This window comes from Methanosarcina sp. KYL-1, assembly GCF_024372725.1.
Lineage (GTDB): Archaea > Halobacteriota > Methanosarcinia > Methanosarcinales > Methanosarcinaceae > Methanosarcina.
In genome coordinates, this window is the sequence record NZ_VOUA01000034.1 from 1 (window position 1) to 25,114 (window position 25,114).

At 42.9% G+C, this 25,114-nt stretch carries 18 protein-coding genes; 10 read left to right on the plus strand and 8 right to left on the minus strand.

Annotation, left to right across the window (positions count from 1 at the left end):
* Positions 1–148: 148 nt before the first annotated feature.
* The 3 genes from FTO70_RS16015 to FTO70_RS16025 all read right to left on the minus strand — a co-directional run bounded on the left by FTO70_RS16015 (position 149) and on the right by FTO70_RS16025 (position 2,919).
* Positions 149–361 (minus strand): hypothetical protein, encoded by a 213-nt coding sequence (locus FTO70_RS16015; RefSeq protein WP_255336773.1) that lies wholly within the window; start codon positions 359–361, stop codon positions 149–151.
* Complete coding sequence (locus FTO70_RS16020) at positions 336–530, minus strand: hypothetical protein (protein ID WP_255336774.1); 195 nt, start codon at positions 528–530, stop codon at positions 336–338. The genes FTO70_RS16015 and FTO70_RS16020 overlap by 26 nt, the downstream gene beginning before the upstream one ends.
* Positions 531–921: 391 nt before the next feature.
* A complete protein-coding gene (locus FTO70_RS16025; protein WP_255336775.1) occupies positions 922–2,919 on the minus strand; it encodes a PAS domain S-box protein in 1,998 nt (665 codons plus the stop codon).
* A 480-nt stretch (positions 2,920–3,399) separates the two neighbouring features.
* On the opposite strand from FTO70_RS16025, the gene FTO70_RS16030 reads away from it, so the two are divergent.
* Positions 3,400–3,630, plus strand: coding sequence for a ferredoxin (locus tag FTO70_RS16030; protein WP_255336776.1), 231 nt, complete (start codon positions 3,400–3,402; stop codon positions 3,628–3,630).
* 206 nt (positions 3,631–3,836) lie between these two features.
* Here the strand turns inward: FTO70_RS16030 and FTO70_RS16035 are convergent, their stop codons facing one another.
* Complete coding sequence (locus tag FTO70_RS16035) at positions 3,837–4,601, minus strand: winged helix-turn-helix domain-containing protein (protein ID WP_255336799.1); 765 nt, start codon at positions 4,599–4,601, stop codon at positions 3,837–3,839.
* 173 nt (positions 4,602–4,774) lie between these two features.
* Between FTO70_RS16035 and FTO70_RS16040 the strand changes: the two genes are divergently transcribed.
* From FTO70_RS16040 to FTO70_RS16050, 3 genes are all read left to right on the plus strand, one after another.
* Positions 4,775–4,975 carry a hypothetical protein gene (locus FTO70_RS16040; RefSeq protein ID WP_255336777.1) on the plus strand — a complete coding sequence of 67 codons (201 nt, stop codon included), beginning with the start codon at positions 4,775–4,777 and terminating at the stop codon, positions 4,973–4,975.
* Positions 4,976–5,111: 136 nt separating this feature from the next.
* Positions 5,112–6,086 (plus strand): DUF1638 domain-containing protein, encoded by a 975-nt coding sequence (locus FTO70_RS16045; RefSeq protein ID WP_369694399.1) that lies wholly within the window; start codon positions 5,112–5,114, stop codon positions 6,084–6,086.
* Positions 6,087–6,223: 137 nt separating this feature from the next.
* Positions 6,224–6,661: a CoA-binding protein gene (locus FTO70_RS16050; RefSeq protein WP_255336778.1), complete on the plus strand. Its 438-nt coding sequence runs from the start codon at positions 6,224–6,226 to the stop codon at positions 6,659–6,661.
* Between the two features lie 82 nt (positions 6,662–6,743).
* On the opposite strand, the gene FTO70_RS16055 is transcribed toward FTO70_RS16050, so the two are convergent.
* From FTO70_RS16055 to FTO70_RS16070, 4 genes are all read right to left on the minus strand, one after another.
* Positions 6,744–8,426 carry a tetratricopeptide repeat protein gene (locus FTO70_RS16055; RefSeq protein WP_255336779.1) on the minus strand — a complete coding sequence of 561 codons (1,683 nt, stop codon included), beginning with the start codon at positions 8,424–8,426 and terminating at the stop codon, positions 6,744–6,746.
* Positions 8,427–8,448: 22 nt separating this feature from the next.
* A complete protein-coding gene (locus tag FTO70_RS16060) occupies positions 8,449–10,197 on the minus strand; it encodes a hypothetical protein (protein ID WP_255336780.1) in 1,749 nt (582 codons plus the stop codon).
* A gap of 41 nt (positions 10,198–10,238) precedes the next feature.
* The gene (locus FTO70_RS16065; RefSeq protein WP_255336781.1) at positions 10,239–15,302 is read right to left on the minus strand and encodes a tetratricopeptide repeat protein; all 5,064 of its coding nucleotides are present in this window, start codon (positions 15,300–15,302) and stop codon (positions 10,239–10,241) included.
* Positions 15,303–15,526: 224 nt separating this feature from the next.
* Positions 15,527–17,140: a tetratricopeptide repeat protein gene (locus FTO70_RS16070; RefSeq protein WP_255336782.1), complete on the minus strand. Its 1,614-nt coding sequence runs from the start codon at positions 17,138–17,140 to the stop codon at positions 15,527–15,529.
* 585 nt (positions 17,141–17,725) lie between these two features.
* Here FTO70_RS16070 and FTO70_RS16075 point away from each other — a divergent pair.
* The 6 genes from FTO70_RS16075 (at position 17,726) to FTO70_RS16100 (ending at position 25,043) form a co-directional block, all read left to right on the plus strand.
* Positions 17,726–18,253, plus strand: coding sequence for a YbaY family lipoprotein (locus tag FTO70_RS16075; RefSeq protein WP_255336801.1), 528 nt, complete (start codon positions 17,726–17,728; stop codon positions 18,251–18,253).
* Positions 18,254–18,509: 256 nt separating this feature from the next.
* Positions 18,510–18,845 carry a tRNA-binding protein gene (locus FTO70_RS16080; RefSeq protein WP_255336783.1) on the plus strand — a complete coding sequence of 112 codons (336 nt, stop codon included), beginning with the start codon at positions 18,510–18,512 and terminating at the stop codon, positions 18,843–18,845.
* Positions 18,846–19,167: 322 nt separating this feature from the next.
* On the plus strand, positions 19,168–20,016 hold the full coding sequence (locus tag FTO70_RS16085; protein WP_255336784.1) for a hypothetical protein: 849 nt from the start codon (positions 19,168–19,170) through the stop codon (positions 20,014–20,016).
* A 324-nt stretch (positions 20,017–20,340) separates the two neighbouring features.
* Positions 20,341–21,435: an endonuclease/exonuclease/phosphatase family protein gene (locus FTO70_RS16090; protein WP_255336785.1), complete on the plus strand. Its 1,095-nt coding sequence runs from the start codon at positions 20,341–20,343 to the stop codon at positions 21,433–21,435.
* A gap of 431 nt (positions 21,436–21,866) precedes the next feature.
* Positions 21,867–22,229 carry a response regulator gene (locus FTO70_RS16095; RefSeq protein ID WP_255336786.1) on the plus strand — a complete coding sequence of 121 codons (363 nt, stop codon included), beginning with the start codon at positions 21,867–21,869 and terminating at the stop codon, positions 22,227–22,229.
* Between the two features lie 57 nt (positions 22,230–22,286).
* Positions 22,287–25,043, plus strand: a complete 2,757-nt coding sequence (locus FTO70_RS16100) for a response regulator (RefSeq protein WP_255336787.1) — start codon at positions 22,287–22,289, stop codon at positions 25,041–25,043.
* Positions 25,044–25,114: the final 71 nt, after the last annotated feature.

The window sequence follows — 25,114 nt, forward strand, 5'->3', positions numbered from 1 at the left end:
AAATTCAGAAATCAGTAAATTCAGAAATCAGTAAATTCAGAAATCAGTAAATTCAGAAATCAGTAAATTCAGAAATCAGTAAATTCAGAAATCAGTAAATTCAGAAATCAGTAAATTCAGAAATCAGCAAATTCAGAAATCAGTAAATTCAGAAAGCAACAAAAAAGTTCTGGAACTGCTCTACAGGACCGGGTTGGTGGATGTGGTAGATGGTGGATCGGTGGTGTTTGGGCGTTATGTGCCCGGTCCTGTATGCAGTTTTCGGTTCCAGGCGTTTGCTGTTTCTGTTCGCATCTGGTGTTTGTTTTACGGCCCCCCTGGCATGGCCTTCCCCTTTACAGGAAAAGTGGTGCAGTTGCACTAAATGCACTCTTACTCAGGGCGTTACTGAGTTTACTTTTGCTGACTTCGAAGACTGCCTCAAAGTCTTCGAACTTTTTAGGGGTTATCAGTTTAAAGGCGTTTTCGGATTTATGGGGTTTTTTGGAACCGAAGTACTGGTGTGAGGGTGCCTGGATGCTACGCCTCATCAAACAAATGTAGGTATCTGGCGGTTTTAACTCCCACTAAACAGGATAATTTCGGAATACTTATATATTAGGAAAATGGAATCCCCAGATTCCGGATGAAAAACAATTTTCATCCATATTTTGTGTTTCCGGGCCTTTCGGCTCAAATCGCTATGTCTATCCTGTTTTTTGGTGATGGACCAAAAAATGAGTATAGATAAATATATATATAAGATTTTTTGAAATGAAATTTGTTTTCAGAGTGTTGCCCAAATCTGCAGGAAAATCACTCTCTTCTTTTTCTTTCTGGGCCCGGGGATTTTTGAAGGCTGTTTAATTTTGATATTTAAATATTTCTGTTGGTCCGGATGAAAAACTTCCTGCAGGGCCGTTTTTCCGGACCATCTCTGCTTTACACTACAGGCTCAGGGCGTGCCAGGGCGATCAGGACTTCCTGTCCCCTCCAGGAACCCCTGCTGAACCAGGTTTCGGCCGGGACTTCAAGCCCCTCTTTGTCCACGAAGGGCATGGAGTAAAGGGAGGTTTTTCCGTCCAGGATTTCCGAAAAGTTTTTTGCAGCTTCGAGGACTTTCCGGTGGGGGTGGAGGGAGAGGATGTTTTTCCCCCTGAGTTCTTTTTCGGGGTAGCCCAGGCGCTTCCTGAAAGCAGGGTTGGAGTGGACTATGCAGCCTTCCTGGTCCACTATGAGGATGAAGTCTTTTAAGCTGTTGAAGAGCCCCTGGAGGTCGCTACTGGTCTGCCGGAGCTCGGTCTTTTCCCCGATCCTGCCGATTGCGGTTCCCAGCTCGAAGGCGATGGTCTCAAGCTGGTTCCTGGCCGTTTCCGGGAGTTCATCCGCCAGATGGGAGGTCAGCTGCAGGACCCCCTGGACCCGGTTCCTGTATGTGAGGGGGATGAAAGCCGCTGCCCGGAGCTTTTCTCCAGGTGGGGCCTTCAAACCGGCCATGGTGCTCAGTTCGGAAAAATGCCTGTAGACGGGTTTGCCTATCTGGAGCAGGCGGGCCATTCCCGAGTTTTTCTCAAAGCCCGATGCCGCTTTTGCAAAGCCCGGAGAAAGCCCTTTGTAGAGTTTCAGCTTCATCTCCCCGCTGTCCCAGTCCAGGATGTAGAGGCAGCCCGAGTCCAGGGGCTCGATTTCAAGGGCCATGTCCAGGAGCTGCCGTAAGGTCTCGTTGAGCTCGTCCCCGGAGGCAAGGGCGCTTCCGAAATCGAAGCGGAGGCGCAGGAAGTCTGCGTTCTGCCTCCTGTCCGTAACGTCCATGATGAACCCGTAGAGGTATTCGATGTCCCCGTCCTCATCGAGCTCTATGAAAGTCCTCTCCTCGACCCAGCGCACGTCTCCTGCCCCCGTCAGGACCCTGTACTCCTCGGTGAAATCCGTGCGCCCCTCTTTATAGCTCCTGAAAAAGGTGTCCCTGACCTTCTCAAGGTCAAGGGGGTGGACGATATCCGCATACGCCAGCTTTCCGGAGCTGAAGTCCTCCGCAGGGTACCCAAACTGGCTTATGTTCTCGGAAATGAACTCCATAGGCCTCTGCTCTGAAGGCCCGCTCAAAAAGACGATGACAGGGCTGTTGTTCACCACGGTTTCCAGGACTTTTTTGACCCTCAGGGCATGGAGCAGGTCCTCCAGAGCCTGTTTCTTTTCACTGATGTCCTTTACCACCGCAAGGACTGCAGTTTTTCCCTCATATTCCATGATGCAGGCGTTTACTTCAATCGAGACTGCAGAGCCGTCTCTTCGCGTGTGGACGGCTGAAAATACGGCTTTTCCTTCCTGGTAGATCTTCTTCATCAGCTTCGGGACATAGTTTCCGTACCTTCTGTCCACGTCTGAGGCGCTGAGCTTCAGGATTTCCTCCCGGCTGTACCCGAAAAGCCTGCAGCTTTCCTCGTTTGCTTCCAGAATATTCCCGTCCCTGTCGTGGATTATGACGGCGTCTACCCCTGAATCAAGCAGGTACCTGAACTTCTTTTTCTCCTGGTCCAGCCTCTGTTCCAGTTCCCGGCGCTTCGTAACGTCCGAAACGATCCCAAGGTACCGGCTTATCCTCCCGTTTTTCCCGTACCTGATAAGCGTCCGGTCCGCGACCCAGCGCAGTTCCCCGCCCTTAGTCAGGACCCGGTACTCCAGGGTATAGTCCCTGATTCCCCTTTCTGAATTGCTTATGACCGCAAAGTTGAACGCTTCCAGGTCCTCAGGGTGGACGATGTCCGCATACAGGATTTTCCCATCCCTGAAATCTGCTGCCTCGTACCCAAAAACGGAAACATTTGCCGTTGCAAATTCCACCGGGAACCCGGCCTCGGCTTTCCGCACGAAGATGACCGACGGAATTCTGTCCAGGAACGCCTTCAGCTCCTCATCAGTTTCAAAAAAATCAGGCAAATCTTTCCCTGAACGCCCTTTTCCGGGAAACCTGTCCTGATAATCTCTTCCAGTACTTCTGTCAGTAATGCTGATCCCCTGTTAAAGTTTATACTGATTAATAACCGCTAACTGATAACCACTTACTGATAACCACTTACTGATAACCACTTACTGATAACCACTTACTGATAACCACTTACTGATAACCGCTAAATGATAACCGCTAAATGATAACCACTGGCTGGTAATTTCTAACCGATTTCCAATATCCGATATTTCTATTCTTGAGTACTTATTACTTATATCTTCAATTTGTTAATTATAAAAAAGAAGTTTATTTAATAAAAACATTCTTTTTTGTTACAATAAAAGTTCCCTGCCCACGACAAACTCACTTCCTGGTTGAAAGCCGAATTAGCCTGTTTCAGGCGCCAGATTTTATATGAAATGCTTTATAATTCAATCTAGCTTATAATAAGCTGAAAAGGGGAGTGAAATATGGCAGATAAGACAAAAAAAGTTTGTGACAATGTTCCCGGGGTTTACTACGTTGATGAGGAATGTATTGCATGCAACCTGTGCGCGGATACTGCGCCTGAAAATTTTAAAATGACTCACGACGGTTCTAATGCTTATGTCCATAAGCAGCCGGAAAACGATAAAGAAAAGGAAGCCTGTGAGGAAGCATTAGCAGATTGCCCGGTTGAAGCAATAGGAAACGACGGGTGAAATGTCCTCCAGCCGCCTATGGCGGACAGGGAGGAGGCTTTCCGGTTGACTTTCTGATTGACTTCCCGGTTGACTTTCGGTTGACTTTAGGTCAAACCCAGGCTTGGTCAACTTTTGGCCACCTTTTGGCCACCTTTTGGTAAATTTTTAGGTGATTTTCCACAATTAGCTATCAAATTTTTCTTTTTTTTCTTTTTTGTCCTTTTTCACACTTCCCCGATTTCCGAGTAGATCCTGGAAAGCCCCTGCAGGGTCGAGTATCCTTTCGGCGTGATTATGTAGTCTCCGCGCTCGCTTCTCTGGAGGACCATTCCGGTGTCGAGCAGCTTCTGGAGGTGGAAGAGCAGGTTTCCGCCCCTGAGGCCAGTCAGTTTCGAAAGCTCGGAAAAGGTCTTGCTCTCCCCGGAAAGCGCTTTAAGCATCAGGAGGCGCTGCTTGTTTGCCACAGGCTCGCAGACCTCGGGGACTATTTTATCAGGCTCGATTTCACTGATGTCGCCCTTTTCGCTTCCTTCTCCTTTGTCCTCGTAGATCCGGAGGGAGCTCATGAGCTTGACCTGTTTTTCAAAAAGGCCGGTTGCTTCGGAGAAGCACCTGCTGCACTGGGGGGTTTTTGCTTCTTTCCGGAGCTCTTCGAGTTTGCTCCTGTACTGCTTAACGGTCTCAGCCCCGACCTTTCCCCTGCCGACGAGCCCGGCAGTTTCCTGCAGTAAGTCCCGGAAGGCCGTCTCGCAAAACTCCCGCATCCCGCATTCCCTGTCCATGTTGTTGTGCATCCGCTCGTTTGCGTCCTCACAGAGGTAGTCCACCATGGGCTTCATGAAGTTCTTCCTCATCTCTGCCAGCATCCCGTCAATGTGCTGCTGGTTTGCCCGCTGCAAAAACCGGGAGAATTCGTTCCGGAGAGAAGTTACCTCTTCCTTTATGGAATGAAGTTCATCTTTGTAATAAATCTCAGTATTTCCTTGCATCGTCTCCAATTTTATCCGCCTCGAAACCTCTAAACCTGGAAAGCTCAAAATCAGCTCATAAACTGGAACTAATTTTATTTAAGGTTATTTTTCTGTACAATCTGAAATTTGTACACAATTATGACGCTCAAGTATATAAATATATACAGCCTTCCTGATACCGGTGATAATTCATGGAATTAGGAGATATCAACAACTTCGTACAGAACGCAAATGAAGAACAGCTCAAAGCCTTCGGCTTCCTTGGCCAGTGGATGATGGAAAACGTCCCCAAGTACTGCACATGTGCCTCTAAATGCAACCAGAACTGTGAGATCGCAAAAGCCCTTGGCGGGGCACTCCAGGCTGCCGGGCAGAGGCTCCAGGGCCAGTAACCGGAACTCCCCTCCGGCACTGCCCCTTCATTTTTTATTTTTTATGCTCTGAAATTTTGGGTCCTTTTTCGATAACCCATTAAAAATTTACATTCGATTTTCTGAAATAAACCAAAAACATAAATTATCGAGTTTATTGAATGGACCATTCATTTACGAGAGTATAAAACTGAAAATCGGAAGCGTAAAACAGCCGGAAAAAGGTTTTCACATGCCCGTACTGAGTATTATCGCCTGCAGGATGTTTGAGGATGAACTTGCACATATCCTTTCGGGGGATAGGGAACTGGAGCAGTTGATTGTGGTTGAAGGCAGGGATAGTTTCGGGCTGCTCCGGAAACTCAGGTCCGAAAACTGCCTGCCCCGAACAGCGCCCCTGGACAGAGTCCCTTTTCTCCTGGGAAAAGGACACGGCTCTGGCTCCGGCTCCGGCTCCGGCTTCACGGCGCTTGCAAAACCTCTGCTCAAGCTTCCTTTTTTCAGGGAAATTCACGAGAAGCTGAAGCTCAAAGCGGCTCACAGGGTAACGGTGGTCGTAAACCCGCTCAGGCTGGGGCTTCATGACGATCTCGATCTCCTCAAGTCCGAAGTCTACGGGCAGATCAGGGAGATGGCAGCGTTCTCGGACGGAATCCTCATCTTTTACTGCAGCTGCGGAGAAGCCTTTGAGAATCTGGAAGAGGACTTTTCGGGATTTGAGTGCCCCCTTTACTGCCTGAAAGACGGGAACGGGGAAGTCGTTGCCGACTGCATAAGCGCCGCCCTCGGGGGAAACGCCGCCTACGACGAAATCATGTACGCCTGCAGGGGAACTGGCGCCCTCTACTTCACGCCCATGTGGGCTTCGAGCTGGAAAGAAATGGGAGAAAAAAGGAAGAAATCCCGGAATTTCGACGAGAGTTACCTGAAGGACCCGAGATACTCACAAGTTGTAAAACTCAATACCGGCCTCTCATACGACCCTGATTTCCATAAAAACGTCCAGGATTTTGCCCGCACCTTCAACATGGAAATTGTGGAAATAAAGGGAAGTGCGGAACTTGCAGAGAAGTCCTACAGGGCTGCCAAAAAAGGTGTTATACAGCATAACCTACAGCATAATCCGGTATGATTTTTCCGGAACCCTTTCCAGAACTCTTTCCAGAATCCTTTCCAAAAATTCATTCTTTTGCCGCTCAGAGCGGCACATCATCGTTTTTATACAAACAAGACGAATGTTTATCCAGGAATCAATAGGGGGAATTCAAGATGGAACCACAAAAATCCGAACGAGAAAGCTACTGGGACGCCAAAACTTTTGCATTCATCACCGACAAAACAAAGCCCGCAATGAAATGGGCCATATCCGAACTCAAAAACCGGGGCAAAAACGTCTACGTCGTGGACCTGTCCGACTCCCCGGAACCCGGCTCCTTAAAAAGCGCATCAGACCTGCCCGTGGGCATCGACCACGTCGTGATCGGCATAACAAAAACCGAACCTGCAGACCTCATCCCTGCCCTGAAAGGCAAAGGCGTAAAAAAAATCTGGTTCCACTGGAAAACCGAAACCGAAAAAGCCCTCGCCGCCTGCAAGACCCAGGGCCTCGACTGCATGACAGAACACTGCCCCATGATGTATCTCGGAGGCGACATCAGCATACACGGGGTCCACAGGGCGATTGCGAAGATGACGGGGAAGTATTGAAGGAGAGGGTGGATTCTATAATTGAGTCTGTATTAATTGAGTCTGTATTAATTGAGTCTAAAGCTGGCAGAAATTAATCAGATCAGAATATGTGTTTATCTCTTTCCATTTTCTCATAAAGAGCTATGAGGTTATTCATGGTTTTTCCACAGTAAGGATGATTAGGACCTAGTTTTCTTTCGATTATTTCAATGGCTCTTTCAAATAGTTGGAGAGCTTCATCATATTTCCCCATTTCACTATAGAGCCCTGCTACATTATTCAAGGTTATTGCAACATCAACGTGTTCTGGCCCCAAAGCTTTTTCTTGAGTATTGAGCGCTCGCTGATAAAGTTGTAAAGCTTTTTCGTATTCTCTCATCTGACGATAGAGTCCTGCTAGATTGCTAAATGTTGTTGCAGCATTTGGGTTTTTCTGCCCTAGTTTTTTTTCCTGAGTATTAAGTGCTCGCTGATAAAGTTGTAAAGCTTTTTCGTATTCTCCCATCTGACTATAGAGTCCTGCTAGATTGCTTATTGTTGTTACAACACCAATGTGTTCTGGCCCCCAAACTTTTTCCTGAGTAATAAGTGCTCGCTGATAAAGTTGTAGAGCTTTTTCGTATTCTCCCATCTGAGTATAGAGTCCTGCTAGATTGCTAAGTGTTGTTGCAACACCAATGTGTTCTGGCCCCCAAACTTTTTCCTGAGTAATGAGTGCTCGGTGATAAAGTTGTAGAGCTTCTTCGTATTCTCCCATCTGACTATAGAGTCCTGCTAGATTGCTAAGTGTTGTTGCAACATCAATGTGTTCTAGTCCTAATTCCCTTTCCTGAGTATTTAGTGCTCGCTGATAAAGTTGTAGTGATTTTTCATATTCTCCGATCTGACGATAGAGTCCTGCTAGATTGCTAAGTGTTGTTGCAACATGTGGATGTTCCTGTCCTAATTCCCTTTCCTGAGTATCAAGTGCCCACTGATAAAATGAAAGTGCTTTTTTATATTCACCCATCTGACGATATAACCCTGCTAGATTGTTCAGTGCTTTTGAAACAGAAGCGTATTCTTTACCTACGTCTTTTCCCTTGATTTTAAGTACTTGATAATAAAGACACAGCACTTTTTCATATTCTCCTGCACTGTATAAATACTCCGTTAAATTTTCTACAATTTCCAAAATTTCTGAATAACTTGAGTTTGAATTGTGTACCAATATATCCAAGGCACACTGGGAGAGTGTTACAAATTCTTCATACGGTTCTTTTGTATAGCGACCGGTTATAAAATTTTTCACGCCGTCTCTAACACTTATATTTCGTGAATAAACACAATCTAGATTGCTATTTTTAAGCATATTGATCCAAGAAATGCTTAAATCTTGACTAATTTCGGTTGTATTTAAAGTGGTAACAGGATATTTTTCGATCAACCAACTATCTAAATTTTCATACCCGATAAAGTATTTTCTGGCAAACTCTTCATTTTTTTCGAGATCTATTATATTTTTATCTTCAATTATCTTACTTACTTTTTTACCTTCAACTGTGTCATTCATATAATATAAGAATACTAAATAATAGTTCCATTGTAAATATCCTTGATTTGAATAATAATCCTCAGTGAATAAAGACATTAAGTATTCCCTTATATCAAAATTTTTGCTCAACCATTTATTAGAAAAGTCAAAGTAAAATATTTGGTAAGGAATGCTTCTGTATTGTTTTTCACATCTTAAAACATCATTAAAGTCTGGGACATCATCAATCTTGTCAAAATATTTCTGCAATATTTCGCGTAAATTATTTGGATTAATTTAACTCACCACCTTTAAAAATAGAATTTAATGGGCGGTTTGTATTTCTTTTATAAGTGGGGATGTCTCCTGAAATATTTTTTGCTCGGTTTGCCTCCCCATACCACACAACAACTCTTGGCTGTTGGTCTATAAACAACTTAGACATTTCAACGAAGACTGAATTTGCAAGTGCTTCTGTTTCATCCCCTATGTAAGAGACAGAAGCTTTTGCTCTACTATTTTTTGAATATAAGTTGTACATATAACTTTCAAAACTGGCATTTGGTTCGTATTTTACAAGGCAATCTTTTGATAAATCGCAAAGAATCTCTGGAAAACTGCTCTTGCTGTCGATTATATTGTATAATTTAAGAAAATCTCTCATTGTTTGACGCTTTAAACTTTTTACTTCTTCATCTGGATCTTGTAAGAAAGTTAGTCTTCTGTTGACTTCATTACTTCGATTATTCCTGACTGTTTTAAAAAATGTAATATTCTTGGGCTTTATCCAGTTGGGAGAAATTGCTTTTCCGGTTGACAGTGCGATTAATCTTTCTTTATTAATTGGTGTCAAATTTGTATTTTTCAGCGGGCAGTAGTTAACACAATGTTCACATAATAATACACAGTTTTCATCCATCAAATGATTTACTTCTTCCCATCCATTGCCATTTGTATCATTCCATTTATAAGCTCTCTTCATTTGTGGGCCACTATTTCCTTGGTTTTGAATTGTGTCTCCTTCTTGAAGAGCTTTTGTGTTTTTATATTCAAAAACGTATTCGTCATAATTAAAGAAAAAAATGTGTGCATGAGCAGGTGGCCAATGTGAGTAATATAAACCTAAATTATGGTTTTTGCATATCCTTTCATCTTGTAGGTCTATTTCATCTGATTTTGTGTATAGCGCACTTCCTCCATATAAGCTGAACAACTCTCTGTTCATAATTGAGTTTCTAGCCCAATTCAAACAGAGAAATTCTCTTTTTTTACTCCCTAGTTGATAATATCTAATTCGATGTCCTGAAAATAAATCATGAAATGGTTTTTTATTTAGTTGTATGTGCATCACTAAGTAGGTCATGTTCAATTCGCATGGAAGAGTATCCATTTTGAAAATTAGTGTATCTGAGCAAATAAGAGTAATCAGATAAATCGAATCTTGATCGTTCCTTAATATGTATATTTTTTTTCCTAATATTAATCGATCTCTTTCAAAAGAACCGCTCATCGGATGAGTTTTAAATTGAACAAGCACAACATTTGCCAATAAGCTTGTCCTTATGTTCCTTGTTTTAAAAAAATAGCACACAGGGTCCAAAAACATATCTTCTTCTTCTGTTTGCAAGATATCTTCTTCAAAAATCCAGACAATATCCTTATATCTTCTCATCAGTTCTTTCAATTCTTTTTGCTTTATGGATTCACAACCAATTATCCATAAATTGTGCTCTTGTGGAAAAATATTATTTTCAACTAAACTTTCAATAACTTTCCATGGACAAGAATATTCAGGAGTTATGGCAAGATTTACATTATTTCGAATCGCTAATTCAAAAAAAGATTCAAACTTTTTCTTTGATATATTTGTGTCTAGGTTTCTTACAAAATAATCGCCGAATTCAATTTCTCCACATGGCTGAAAAAGTAAGGTTTTATACAATTGAGATCCAGGTTTTAATAATTCTAAGTCTGGATTTTTCAATTCTTTGTTTGATAGATAGTTATCAATAAACTCAAAATTTTGAGGATTCCCAGACACTTTTACCACCATATATAAAATAGTTGTGAGATTCTTTCTTTTCACCTTGATAGGTTATATCTCTTAAATTCTAGTTCCCCTAAAAATTTAAACTTCTGAGATATTAAGAATGCCAAATTTTCGTTTGCAGTGGCAAAAAATACTTGCCTATCTGTATTAATTACTATTTCTCTCAAATAATCAATAAATTCCAATACATTTAGATCATCTATAAAGGATATTGGATCATCAAAAATTAAGTAAGGGGGACCATTTTGTAACTTTTTGTTTAAACTAAGAAAAATGGCCAATGCAAGTGCAGATCTTTGACCAGTACTCATTGTGGATAATTCTGCATATTCTGAGGACTTGATTCTTTTCAATATAATATTAGAATCGAGATCAAAATCAATATTTTCGAATTCTTTCGGTGAATGTATTGCATTAAATATTTTAAAGATTTCTTCCTTATTTTTCTGAATGAAATTATGCAAGTAATTTTCTTTACTTTCACTAGTTAAAATGTTTTTAATTGAAAAATGGCCTTTGTTGACAATTTCTTTCCTTTCAGTAACTTCTTTTATTTTACCTTCAATTCTCTTAATTTTTGTTTTGTAACTACATTCGATTATATCATTTTTGTTCACTATATTTTTTTCCGCCTTTAAATTTTCAAAGAAATTGTTAATACGATCAAGTCTAAATTCTATATCTCTTAGCGGATCATTATCCGAGACGAATATTATCTCCGATAGCTCTTCTACTAATTTTATAGAATTGTTTATTTTTTCCATTCTGTTTTGAATTAAAATTTGAAACGTATTTTGCTTCGAATTTGTGGAAATTACTTCATCGCTGTTTAGTTCTTTTGAGTAACTTCCTATAAAAATATCCTTCATTTTATAAGTTTTATTTATTTTATTTTCAATTTGTAAAGTTTTTTTCTCTAAAATTCTTTGCTTAGTTTTTTCGCAATCGTCGTTAAGCAAGCTATAAATTTTTTCTAATTCTTCCAGTGAATTTTCTATATCTAAATCTATCAAATCGATTTGACTTTTAATTTTTTTCAGTCTATTTTTTTCTGTCTTTAATGAACTTAACGTTAAATTTGGAATCCAATTAGTGTTTTTCAAAATGTAGTCTAAGCACATTTTTGCTTTATTGTAATCATTTTCAAACTCGATATAAGAATCTTCCAAACTTTGAGGAAGTATACCTTTCCACATTATTTTATCTGCTTCTTCAATAAATTGGGGGATTGAACTTCCTATAATGTTTTTATTAACAGTAATCTCTTTCATTATATCTTTTTCAATGTTTATATCTTCCTCATATTCAGCAATGTAGTCTTCACATCTTTTTAATTCTGCTCTAAATTCCGATAAAAAATCTTTGAGCCTTTTTTCTACATAATTTACGTTTTCACCTAGAGATATGTCTTCAAAAGCTTTTCTTATTTGGCCAGAAGAGTTTTCGTTTAATAGTCTAAATGCAGCATCTGTATTGTAAAAATTAAATTTATTGAAGCTTATACATAAATTGTTACTGTATTCGTTTTGTTCATAAGGATTATTATACCAATAAGAATCTCTTAAGTTGTATCTCTTGTTATTTTTAAGATCTAAGCTGTTGAACTCATTTCTTCCTTCATAAAGAATTTCAATTTCATAGTCAACTATTTGATTTCGACTTCTATAATTATTGCCACACATAAATAGTTCAATTGCTTCCAGAAGAGATGTTTTTCCACTTCCATTTTGACCATAGAATAGATTAACTCTTCCGAGATCAAATTCCCTCTTTATAGGGTAATTTCGATATTTTTTCAATTTGATTTTCTTGATGTTAACTATTTTTTCTTCTTTTATTTCTAAATGCTTTAAATTTTCATTTGAGCTCCCCATTTCTTTATATACACTTGCCAAATTTAGCAATATTTTAGCTACCTTAGGATTTTTTTCTCCAAAGGTATTTTCACTAATTTGAAGTGCTCTTTGATAAAGTGGTAGTGCTTTTTCATAGTCCTTTAACTGCCGATAGAGTCCTGCAAGATTATTTAGTGTTGCTGCAACATCTGGGTGTTCTGGTCCCAGTACTTTTTCAACTATTTTGTATGCTTGGTTATACAGCTGAAGTGCTTTTTCGTATTCTCCTATACTTTCATGTAGCCCTGCTAAATTGCTTATCGTTGTTGCAACATCAGGGTGTTCCGGACCCAGAGTTTTTTCAACTATTTTAAGTGTTTTTTGGTAAAGTGGTAACGCTCTTTCATGCTCCCCCATATTTTCATAAAGTCCTGCAAGATTGTTGAGAGTTGTTGCAACATCAGGATGTTCCGGTCCTAAAACATCTTCAGTTATTTCTAGATCCCGCTGGTAAAGTGGTAGTGCTTTTTCGTAGTCCTTTAACTGCCGATAGAGCCCTGCAAGATTGTTTAGTGTTTTTGCAACGATTGGGTGCTTCGGTCCAAGTGCATTTTCAACTATTTTAAGTGCTTCTTGGTAAAGTGGTAATGCTTTTTCGTAGTCCTTTAACTGCCGATAAAGTCCTGCAAGATTGTTTAGTGTTGTTGCAACATCAGGATGTTCTGGTCCTAGCACTTTTTCTTTAATTTTCACCGCTTGATTATAAGATTGCAGTGCTTTTTCATATTCTCCCATGTGCCCATAGAGTCCTGCAAGATTGCTTAGTGTTGTTGCAACATCAGGGTGTTCTGGTCCTAGCACTTTTTCTCTAATTTTAAGCGCTTGTTTATAAAGTTGCAGTGCTTTTTCGTATTCCCCCATGCTTTCGCACAATCTTGCTAGATTGTTTATTGTTGTTGCAACATCTGGGTGTTCTGGCCCCAGCACTTTTTCAACTATTTTAAGTGCTTGCTGACAACATGAAAGTGCTTTTTCGTACTCTCCCATCTGATTATAGAGTCCTGCTAGATTGTTCAGTATTTTTGCAACATCAGGGTGTTCTGGTCCTAGCACTTTTTCTCTAATTTTAAGCGCTTGCAGACAAGATGGAAGTGCTTTTTCATACTCTCCCATGCTTTCATAGAGTCCTGCTAGATTGTTCAGTATTTTTGCAACATCAGGGTGTTCTGGTCCTAGCACTTTTTCAACTATTTTTTGTGCTTCTTGATAAAGTTGCAGTGCTTTCTCGTACTCTCCCATGCTTTCATAGAGTCCTGCTAGATTGTTCAGTGTTATTGCAACATCAGGGTGTTCTGGCCCCAGTACTTTTTCAACTATTTTTTGTGCTTCTTGATAAAGTTGCAGTGCTTTCTCGTACTCTCCCATACTTTCATAGAGTCCTGCCAGATTGTTCAGTGTTGTTGCAACATCAGGGTGCTCTGGCCCCAGTACTTTTTCTCTAATTTTAGTCGCTTGCTTATAATGTTTCAGCGCTTTTTCGTATTCTCCCATGCTTTCATGCAATCTTGCTAGATTGTTTAGTGTTGTTGCAACTTCAGGATGTTCAAGTCCAAGTTCTTCCTCATTATTTGTGAGTTTTTTCTCATACATTTTTAGGGATTCTTCATACTTGCCCACATTCGCATAAAGAGTTGCAAGTGCATCCAAAGTTTTTCCATACTCGGGCTTTTTACATTCATTCTTTTCTTCTAAATATTCCAACATTTCTTGATATAGTGATATAATCAAAGTCCAGAATGCTGCTCTAAAAAAAGGATCTGAAAAATCGATAAACCATTTGAAAAATCTATCTACATCAAGGGCGGTTTTTGCATGATAAAAACCTTCAATCAAAGAAGTCTCATGTTTAGTGGTAATTTCTTTAATATCAATATCTTTTAATTGATTACTGTAATACTCAAGCATGAAAAGATGAACTTCTTTCTTTAATTTTTCTTCTTGATATTCCTGAAGACTATTTCTCATTAACTGATGCATGTACATTCTGCCTTCAGTATCATGAAGAAATGAAAACCGGTGTAATTCTAAGTATTCATGTATAGGGTAGCCTGTACTAAAATTCGTGACTAACAATTTGAATATATCGTAATCCCAGAAGCGAGGAGTTGATAATACTTTAAAGGTTTTGATCTCTATATGAGTAAGATATTTTAAAAAACTATTATTAATTTCTTCTGGCATTTGCGCAAAATCAGATGGGTTTGGTTGCCTTTTTTTTTTAATTTTAGAGTAAGAATCAACAGTTAAAGCTAGATAATGGGGAACCCCTTCGCTTTTTGTAAGTAAAGTCTGTTGTATCTCTTTTTCTCTAACTCCACATGAATTTAGAAAATTAATCACATCTTTATCTGGTAGTTTTTCAAGGGGATACTGCTCAAGATATTTTTCCCAGTCTGGATCAACTTCTTCCCAAAAAAGAGGCCTTCTTCCGAAGATCACCCATAAGCAATTTTCTGGCAGATTTGTTATTAATTCTCTTATCCACTCGTCTTTAGAATGGATGTTTACGAGACTTCGTTGATTTTCCCAAAGATTTTCATATGTATCTATGAAGAAAACTGCAGATTTCGAGTTTTTCTGCAAATAATCGATTAAGTCAAAAGCCCAATAAATTGGAAGTAGTTTTTCTAATTGAGCAATGTTCATATCAAATAACTTTAAAATTTCTTTGTTTCTTCTTAAAAACCATTCATCTGAACAATCTGGATATTCTTCAATTGTTTTTTTGATACTCCTGGAATTTATCTGGACAAAACCGCCGAAGACATCAATTAACTTTTCAACGATGCTATTTTTGGAGTAACTTTCTTTTTGTAGAGGGATATTGGGATTTATTTTCTTCCAATAGACAGCGTTTGCAATGTCAAAAGAATTGAATTTAATATCATATTTTTCCTGCAGTTGATTCCTTAGAAATTCTAAGAATTTATCAACCCGTCTATGAGATTCTATTCTGAGATCCACAAATGCCCATAGTGTAATAGGATTCTGGTATAATTGGTTGTGTATATCAATCCGCTTCGCAAGTTCTTTTAGCAAGCTTGTTTTTCCTATACCCGCAATCCCATGATATACTAAAACATTATAGTTTTTTTTGCCAATAATATTCAATGAATTTTCAAAAACTTCAATAAATTCTGTTCTATTAACAAATAGGCGCTCTCCTCTATAAATAAGAGAACTAGTGGGAGATATTACCATGAAATTCCTCTACCTGTCAAACCTATCTTATGTTAAAATATTTTAAGTATGGTGCGTCAGGTTTGAAAATTACTCTATATAAAAGTATCTAAAATTGACCAAATATTAATATATATATTCAAATTTAATTATAATTTTCATATGTCATTGGTTGTACATTCAGAATTTTTTATCAAACTTTTTCGAATTTGTAACTTTTCCTATATTTAAATACTCACCCTTTTTCACGCTTCCCGCCAGCTTCTCTCGATCTTCTCATACAGTGCCAGCAAATTGTTCCGCGTGATTTTGAAGTAGGGGTGGTCGATGCCGAAGGCGGCTTCGATGATGTCGAGGGCTTTTTCGTAGAGGTCGATTGCGGTTTCGTATTCGCCCATGCTTTCGTGGAGGCCGGCGAGGTTGTTGAGGGTGGTGCCGACGTCGGGGTGGGTCGGGCCGAGGGTGGTTTCGTAGATCTTGAGGGCGCGTTCGTAGAGGGGGAGGGCTTTTTTGTGTTCGCCCATGGAGCGGTAGAGTTCGGCAAGGTTGTTGAGGGTCTTGGCAACGTCGGGGTGGGATTCGCCCAGGGTCTTTTCCCGGATGGCGAGGGCTTTTTCGTAGAGTTTTAGGGCTTCTCTGCACCTGCGCTTCTGGACGTAGACGCCGGCAAGGTTGTTGAGGGTGTTTGCATAGCCGGAGTGGTCGGTTTTTCCCAGGTTTTCGAAGATTTCGAGGGCGCGGGTGTAGAGGGCGAGGGCTTTTTCGGGGCTTCCGGTATCGAAGTAGAGGAGGCCGAGGTTGTTTAAGGTCTGGGCTAGCTGGGGGTGGGTCGGGCCGTAGGCTTTTTCCTGGAGCTTGAGGGCTTTTCCGTAGGCTTCTGCGGCTTCTTCTGTCCTGCCCATTTCCGAGAGGAGGACACCCAGGTTGTTGAGGGTGCCTGCGGTGTAGGCCTGGAGTTTCGGGTTTTCGGGCCTTTTCTTCCGGAGGTTGTCGAGGAGGTCGAGGGCCCGGGTGAAGAGTTCGACTGCTTTTTCAGGCTCTTCCATTCCCTGGTAGAAAAAGGCCGTCCTGTTCAGGGTCCGGACAGAGCCCAGGTTTTCGGGGGAGAGGAACTTTTCCTGGATTTCCAGGGCCCTGGTGTAGCATTCCAGGGCTTCTTCGGGCTCTTCCGTGAAGTAATAGAGGGCTCCGAGTTCGCTTAAGGTGTCTCCTACTTCCGGGCTGTCCGGGCCGAGGGTCTTTTCCCGGATTGCAAGCGCCCGGGAAAACAGGCTTAAGGCTTCGTCGTACCTGCCCAGGTACCTGTGTATTCCGGCAAGCCCGTTTGCGGCAGCCGCAGTTGCCGGGTGGTCCGGGCCCAGGTCCTTTTCTGCGAGCTCAAGCAGTTCCCCGTATATGGGAAAAAGCAGCTCCCAGGATGCTGACCTGTAAAAGGGCTCGGCTCTTGAGGAAAACCAGCCGACCAGCTCTTCGGGTCCGAGCACTTCTTTTGCATGCCCGAAAGCCTCTTTCAGGGCAGTCTCATCGTCAGTGGTGAGCAGTTCGGGGTCCAGGTCTTTCAGCCGCCTGCTGTAGCTTTCAAACAGGGCCATGTGTTTTTCGGAAGCCTTCAGTTTTTCACCCCTTCCTGCAGTCTCGTTTCCGGCAGGTCCATTCCCTGTGGGTTCATTCCTGGCAGCTTCATTCCTGGCAGCTTCATTCCTGGCAGTTTCATTCCTGGCAGTTTTATTTTCGGCAGTTCCATTCCCTTCGGGTCCATTGCCGGCGGATTTATTCTCAGCAGATTTATTCCCGGCAGACTCGCTTCCCGGAGAAAGCTCCTCTTTATATAAGCTTTTAATTAAATTGACCGTATTCAAACCCTCCTGAACGAAAAAACGGGACAATAAAATTTCCTATTGTAAATATTTCAGGGTGCCCCTATATTATAGTATCATACTCAGAAAATGAATTCAGGGAAAAGGAAGGCAGAGAGCCCCTTTTTCCGTAAAAAGAACTTGAAATTAATATTTTTACATAATTTCTTTAAGCGACTTTTCGATTACCTTCCTGGCCATGGTTTTGCTTGCCATGTCTGTTGCAATCGTGTCTACAAAGTTGAGTCGGTCGAAATAGACGCACAGGATTTTTACCTCCTGACTTTCTTATTCCTGGACCTCTGCCTGTTCGGCCTCGACAAACTTAATATACATGATATTGCCATTTTTATTTATCATAAATTATTTAAGTGTCCCTCAATTTTTGTGGGGAAAAAGGAGAGGGCACACTGTACAGCGCACACGTTCAATTTTTATTTTTATGAAAATACAGAATCTGTATGGAATACAGGACTTTGTACAGTACCCGGTACAGGTTTCCGTGAGCAGAATCTGCATCAAATGAACCATATACGCCAGTACATAAAGCTTTATTATACAGCCACGGGGGAGTGAAAAGTGGATCTTATGAACACAAAATTCTTAAAAAGATTACTTGTCTTATTCCTCATCCTGATGCTGCTTCCGTTAAGCGGATGCGTTAGCAGCGACGAGGGAAATGAAACCGATTCCGGCTATTCCGTAGATGAAGGCATGGCCGAATCTTCTTCAGAGTCAGGTGCCGGAAATTCCGAAGAGGCCGGGACTTACGGGACTATTCAGGGAAATATCCTTTTCGAGAGTTTGGAAACACCTGTAGAGAGTGCAACTGTCTACATCAGGCTTAACGACGTAAGCCTTGCGGATGCCCCTTCGACCGTGATTGCCGAAACCTCAATTGAGGGCGTTTCCGTGGGGCTCGAGGGGGAAGGTTCGATACCTTACACCCTGGGTTTCCCGGAACTCGTTGATAACAGGAGTTATTCGCTCTATGTGCACGTAGACGTTGACGGCGACGGCAGCGTCTCAAAGGGAGACTATGTGACAACCTGGCACAACGATGTGCCTGCGGGCCAGGAAGAGGTCCTGCTGGACGTAACAGTAAGTCAGGTGTGATCTTTAAAGGAGTGTTCTCAATAAGTTGAAATGCCTGAAACTTTCCAATAGCAAGGCTGGATGGCAGGTGCTGGACGGCAGGTGCTGGGTGGCTGGAAAGAAAAACAGCAGCTTTAGGGGCGAATGTAGATGGAAAAGTGTCCTTCCCATGCCCCTGTATGTCTTTCCATGCTCGTGTCATACCTAACATTGTTCCTCACCACGTGTTCCCTACCTACCGAAAGGCAGATTTACCACAAAAACAAAGACAGTTCCCATGCAGGAAATAAGCTGGGACGATTTTGAAAAAGTTGAACTGAGGGTCGGGACTATAGTTGAAGTTGAAGACTTCCCTGAAGCCCGAAAACCTGCCTACAGACTGAAAATCGACCTTGGGGGCCTGGGCCTCAAAAAGTCCAGTGCCCAGATCACCAGACTTTACTCAAAAGAGGAACTTGTAGGAAAGCAGGTCATCTGCGTTGTAAATTTCCCGCCGAGGCAGATAGGGAAGTTCATGTCCGAAGTCCTCACCACAGGTTTTGTGGGAGAAGACGGGGAAGTTGTGCTGGCAGTGCCTGAAAGGGCTGTGAAAAACGGGGTCAAACTGGCTTAAGAGAATTTTTAATGGATTTTCAAATCCGGGTTTTTAACTTTTTTCATAGCTTTTTCCATGCCTTTTTTCACAGCTTTCTCATACTTTTTTCATAAATTTATTCATAGCTTCTTATAGCTTCAATATTTTTTTCGTAACGATTCAGGTAGCCTGTAAAAGGCTACGATTTTTCCTATTTTCGAGGTAAAATTGCATATAACCGGCAGAAAGAAGGTTACCATTCCACCCGGGCTGAATAGAACTTGATAACTACGAATCAGATTAAAGTTAAAGTAAAAAATATATTTAATGTAGGCTACTGGGGGAGTGTAGAAGTGATCTCATGAACCCAAAATTCCTGAATAAAGTACTGAGTTTAGCTCTTATCCTGCTGCTGCTGCCGTTAAGCGGTTGTGTTGACAGCAGCAAAGAGGACGTAGCGGAACCCGGCGGTTCCGGGAATGAGAGCCTTTCCGGAGAGGGGCTTATAAATGAGCAGGTTTCCGAAGAATATATTGCCGGAAAAGCTGCTGTAGAAAACGTAACTATAATTATGACTCGCTCAATTCCGCCGCAGGTCAGGGCTGTAGCCTTCGGGATGCTCGGCGGGAGCTGTGAAAAACTTGACAGGGAGAACATAAGCGTGAAAAGGGAGGGTAAGTTGATCCTCGTGGACATCCCTACCCTGATCCAGTCTGGAGTGCCCTGTACCCTTAACCTGGTCCCCTTTGAAGAATACGTGCCTATTGACATAGAAGGGCTTGAGCCAGGAGAGTACACGGTTTCGGTCAACGGGGTAAACGCAAGCTTCGTGCTGGGAGATTACGCCGCCTCCTCCAAAACCTGCGGGATTATTCAGGGAAATATCCTCTTTGAAAGTCTGGAAACACCTGTTGAGGATGCAACTGTCTATATCCGGCTTGATGACGTCAGCCTTGCTGACGCTCCTTCAACCGTGATTGCCGAAACCTCAATTGAGGGCGTGTCCGTAGGACCTGAAGGAAAGGATTCGATACCTTTCACCCTCGTTTTCCAGGAACTCGTTGATAACAGGACGTATTCTCTCTATGTTCACATAGACGCCGACGGCAACGGCAGAGTCTCAAAAGGGGATTACGTGACAACCTGGCACAACGATGTGCCCGCAGGCCAGGAAGAAGTCCGGCTGGACGTAACGGTAAGCCCGGTGTGATCCGAACAAGCGGCATGGTTCAATAAGCTGAAAAATGCCGCAGGTTTAATTTTTCTTATGCCTTTCCTTAGCTTTCCTCATAAACTTTTTTCATAGCTTTCCTCATAACTTTCATTTTTTCTTTTTATCTTCCTCAAGTAGGTTTAACAAACTTAATATATTGATTTTTCACATTTTTATACACTCAATAATTATAGTGAAACACTTTTTATCGGAAAAAAGGCCGATTTTTAGAAAATACTTTGTCAAGTGTATCAATATTCCTTAATACTTCCTGATGCCGGAAATTCTGCCGGTGTCCGGGATTTGAGATAGAGGTCGATCATGGATTTAAAAACTTTTTGGAAGGGAATTATCCCTCTTGCAGTCCTACTTGTGCTTTTTTCCGGATGTATCGATTCTCCGGGCCAGGGTGAAACCGTGGATGAGACCGTTAATGAAGGAATCTCCGATGCGGACCTGCCTTCTCCGGAGGTTTCTGACGGGGAAGCAGCCTCACAGCAGCCGCTTGATGAAACCGGGGGCGCAGAGGGTGGGGACTTAGAAAGCAGCAGGGACGCGGATGAAGGAGAAGGAACCGATCTGCGTGAGGTGCGTGGGGAGTCTTCCCCTGCTTCCGATGCCGGGCAGCCGGCAGAAACCCTGAGGGTCGGGGCTTTTAACATCCAGGTCTTTGGGGTCAGCAAGGCTTCGGACCCTGAGGTCATGGAGGTCCTTGCGGAAATCATCCGCACGTACGACGTCGTTGCGGTCCAGGAGATCAGGGATAAGTCCCAGACGGCCCTTCCGCAGCTTGTCGATGCCGTAAACAGCGAAGGGGCACAGTATTCTTTTGCGGTAAGCGAAAGGCTTGGCAGGACAACAAGCAAGGAACAGTATGCCTACGTGTACGACAGCACGAGGGTCAGGCTTGCGGAGGAGCCCGGCACCTATCCCGAACCTGAGGGCACTGACCCGTTCCACCGTGAGCCTTACATTGCGCTGTTCGAGCTCCCGGCTGAAGACTTCAGTTTTGCCCTTGTCACGGTCCACACCGACCCTGATGAGGCAACGGAAGAAATTAACTCCCTCGATGACGTTATCGCCTATGCCCGGGAAAGGTACCCTGAAGAAGACGACTTCATTTTAATGGGAGACCTTAACGCAGACGGCTCGTATTTCGATGAAGATTCGGCAAATTCCCTGAGCGGCGAGGAATATTCCTGGCTGATAAACAACAGCCTGGATACCACAACCGGAAGCACCGACTGTACCTATGACAGGATAATCGCCACCGGTGATGCGGAATCCCATTTCACCGGCGATGCCGGAGTTTTCAGGTACGACCTGGTGTACAACCTGAGCTCTGAAAAAACAGAAGCCGTTTCGGACCACTACCCCGTATATGCTGAGTTTCTGGCAAGTGGAGACGGAGTTTGAGGTTTGGTTTTATGAAAGGTCCCCTTTTTGGGTTCCCTTCCATTTTTTCCTTTTCAGGTTATTTTTCCAGGCTTCCTTTCAAACCGGGTTATATTCGAAACAAGAATCAAAATTTTTATATGTGTTGAGTGCACATTTAGTAGTAACTTAATAAATTTTATGATATTTGGGGAATGGGTGGTGACGTACTGAACCGGTGATGTACTGTTGTATATAACGTTAAGGCATCTATTGGAATTTTTTTATTAGTTTGTCAGTGTTTTTGGGGCTTGCCCTGAAAATTTGAGAACTAATGGCAAGATTTGTGGGGTGCGGTCTGTTCTCAGGTTCCGATTCTTTTCGGCTCCGATTCTTTTCGGGCTTTGGTTCTTTTCGGGTTTCTGGGGTTTACAGGTGCATAAATAATACAGTGTGCAACAAGAGTCGGTAAAATGAAAACCATACTTGTGGTTGAGGATCACCCAGTTATCCTTGAGCTCATAATAACTATGCTGCTGTCTTTCGGATATAATGCCGCAGAGGCTGTGGACGGGTCCGAAGCCTTAAAAAAGGTCCAGGAAGATGATTTCGGACTCATACTCATGGATATTCAGCTTCCCGGGATTGACGGGCTTGAGGTCCTTAAGGAGCTCAAAAAAGATCCGGAAACCAGGGAAATTCCTGTTATTGCCCTGACAGCCCATGCAATGGAGGGATATGAAGAAAGATGTTTGCAGGCGGGGTTCAGCGGCTATGTTTCCAAGCCTATAGACATCAGGAAATTCAAATCGCTGCTGGAGCAGTTTAATAGCTGATGCAGAAAGGTACAAAATTTCAGGGGGAAAATGTTTTTCTGTCCGGGGGGATGGGAAATGGAAAATGTTTCAAAATTCAGGTTCACAAAAGTATCCAGCGAGTTAATGGTTATCTTAGCTCTGGGTTTCATACTTACCCTTGTAGCCTCCAATTATGACCTTTTTGAAGCAGTATTACTGTTTGTCGAACGCTACGACAGATGGAAACTCGGGATGCTGCTCACTCTTTCAATATACCTCTCCTTCGGGCTCGGATTTTTCTCCCTGAGCCGCTGGATTGAGACGGAGAAAGCCCTGGCTCTTCAAAAAATCGCGGAAGCAAACCTGAGGGAAAATGAAGAAAAATACAGGGTTCTTTTTGAGCAGTCCAATGATATGGTCATCATTTCGAACGAAAAAAAGGTCCTGGACATCAATAAAAAAGGCCGTGAAATTCTCGGGTGCAGAGAGTTTTGTCCGGGAAAGCTTTCACTCCTTTCCCTCATCCCCCCCGAATATCTCCCTGAGGCACAGCAGGCCCTGAAAGAAACTTTTGAGAAAGGTCACGCTTGTTTTGAGATGAATCTCCGGAAAGAAGACCTGGAAACCATCTATTTTGAAGTCAGTTCGTCCGTTGTCGATATAGATAGGAGAATAATTCAGGTTGTTGCCCAGGACATAACTTCACGTAAAAAAGCTGAAAGGCTGGAGCAGGAGAGCAGGGAGAGGTTAAAAACCCTTATAGACAACGCTCTCTGCGGGATCCTGCTGATTGAAGCTTCTACCAGAAAGATAATGGATGCAAATCCTGTTGCTTTAAAAACCATAGGGATTTCCGAAAAAGAGCTCCTTGGAAAGGTCTGCCAGCAGTTCATCTGTCCGCCTGAAGAGGAAAAATGCATCTCTTTTGAAATGGGACTGCCTGGGGATGTGTCCGAGAGCGTACTCCTCATAGCCGGCGGAGAAAAGATTCCCATCATCAAGAGTGTAGTGCCCGTGTCAATCGGAGGGAATGCTTACTTTGTTGAAAGTTTTATTGACCTGTCCGAACGTAAAAAGGTTGAAGAGGAACTGTTCAAGGCGAAAATAGCAGCTGAAGGCGCAAACAGGTCCATGAGTGAATTCCTTACCACCATGAGCCATGAATTGAGGACCCCGCTCACGGCAATCATCGGGTTTTCTGACCTCCTGATTGAAGACATGGCAGGGGAATTCAGTATCCAGAGCCGTAAGTTCCTCACCAATATATCCAGCAGCGGCAAGCACCTCCTTTCGCTCATAAACAACATTCTGGACCTCTCGAAAATCGAAGCCGAGGAAATGCACCTGGAAATGGAAATTTTTGCCCTTTCCGAGGTATTTGCCGACACAAAGAACGTGACTACTCCCCTCTCCTTTAAGAAAAATATTACCACCATTTTCGAGGTAGATAGAAATCTCTTAGTCAGTGCCGACAGGACGCGCTTCAAGCAGATCCTCTACAACCTGGTCAGCAATGCTATCAAATTCACGCCTTCCGGAGGTTCCGTGAAAATTTCGGCATCCAGGTCAGGAGAAGGGATAAGAGTTACGGTTTCGGACACAGGCATAGGGATCTCGAAAAAGGATCAGGAACAGCTTTTCAAACCTTTCAAGCAGATTGACTCTGCCCTCAACCGCCAGTACGAAGGCACAGGCCTCGGCCTTGCCCTGGTCAAGAAGTTTGTGGAAATGCAGGGAGGCAGGGTCTGGGTCGAAAGTGAACTTGGAACTGGCTCTACATTCATTTTTGAAATGCCCGTACTCGCCGGGTATGAAGGGGATATGAGAGGGGGACAGGAAGGCGCTCGGGAAAAGGAAACCGGAACAGTCCAAACCCTGAAAGGGGGAGCAGGATGTGCAGTCCGTGAGGCGGGGGGATTTTCGCCTGAGGGCCGGGATTCGGGGTGTGACCCCGATTCCTTCGAGCTCCCGGAGATTATCGAACCTGTGGGGTCTGACGGTTCCGAACCCCTGGTCCTGGTAGTGGAAGATGACGAGCTCTCCAGGGAACTTCTAATCCTCACCCTGACCGAAGCAGGGTTCAGGGTTGCCCAGGCTTCCAGCGGGAAACAGGCCCTTTTGTTTGCCCACCGGCTCAAACCTTTTGTAATCACCCTGGACCTCATGCTGCCCGGGATGAACGGCTGGGACGTCCTGAAAAACCTTAAAAAAGATTCCGAAACTGCCGAGATTCCGGTGCTTATTATTTCCATAGATGATGACAGGGAATGCAGCATCCTCTGGGGCGCTTTTGACCATATCGTAAAACCGATCGAAAAACACACGTTTGTTGCACTGCTGGACCGTATAAAAGCAAAGACGAAAAAAGATGAACCCAGGATCCTGATTGTAGATGACCAGGCTCCCGTAGTTGAACTTATGGCTTCCATGATTGAGAACAACGGGTACAAAGTCAGCTGTGCATACGGCGGGCAAGAAGCAATTGAAAAGGCGCTGAAAGAGCTTCCTGATGCCCTAATCCTTGACCTGATGATGCCGGGCTTTTCCGGCTTTGATGTGATAAGGGTCCTGAAAAGAAACCCGAAGACTGTAGACATTCCTATTATCGTATGCACCTCAAAGAGCCTCAGTCTTGAAGAAAAGGAGCTTCTCAACCGCAATGTTTCCTTCGTGATGAAAAAAGGCGATTTGAGCCGGGAAAACCTTATAAGAATTTTAAATAACATTGGAAACCGCGGAAAAAGTCATGTTGAAGCAAAGAGTCATCTTAAAACAAAATGTTCTGCTGATACTTTAGGTTTCATTCCCTCGGGGGAGTCCGTTTCCAGCTTTCTGCCAGCCCCTCAGGAATAAAGAAGCTTGAAGCTACGGCGGAAGTGCAGGCTGTCTGAAGCTAAAAAAATTCTTCATGTTCATTCTATTTT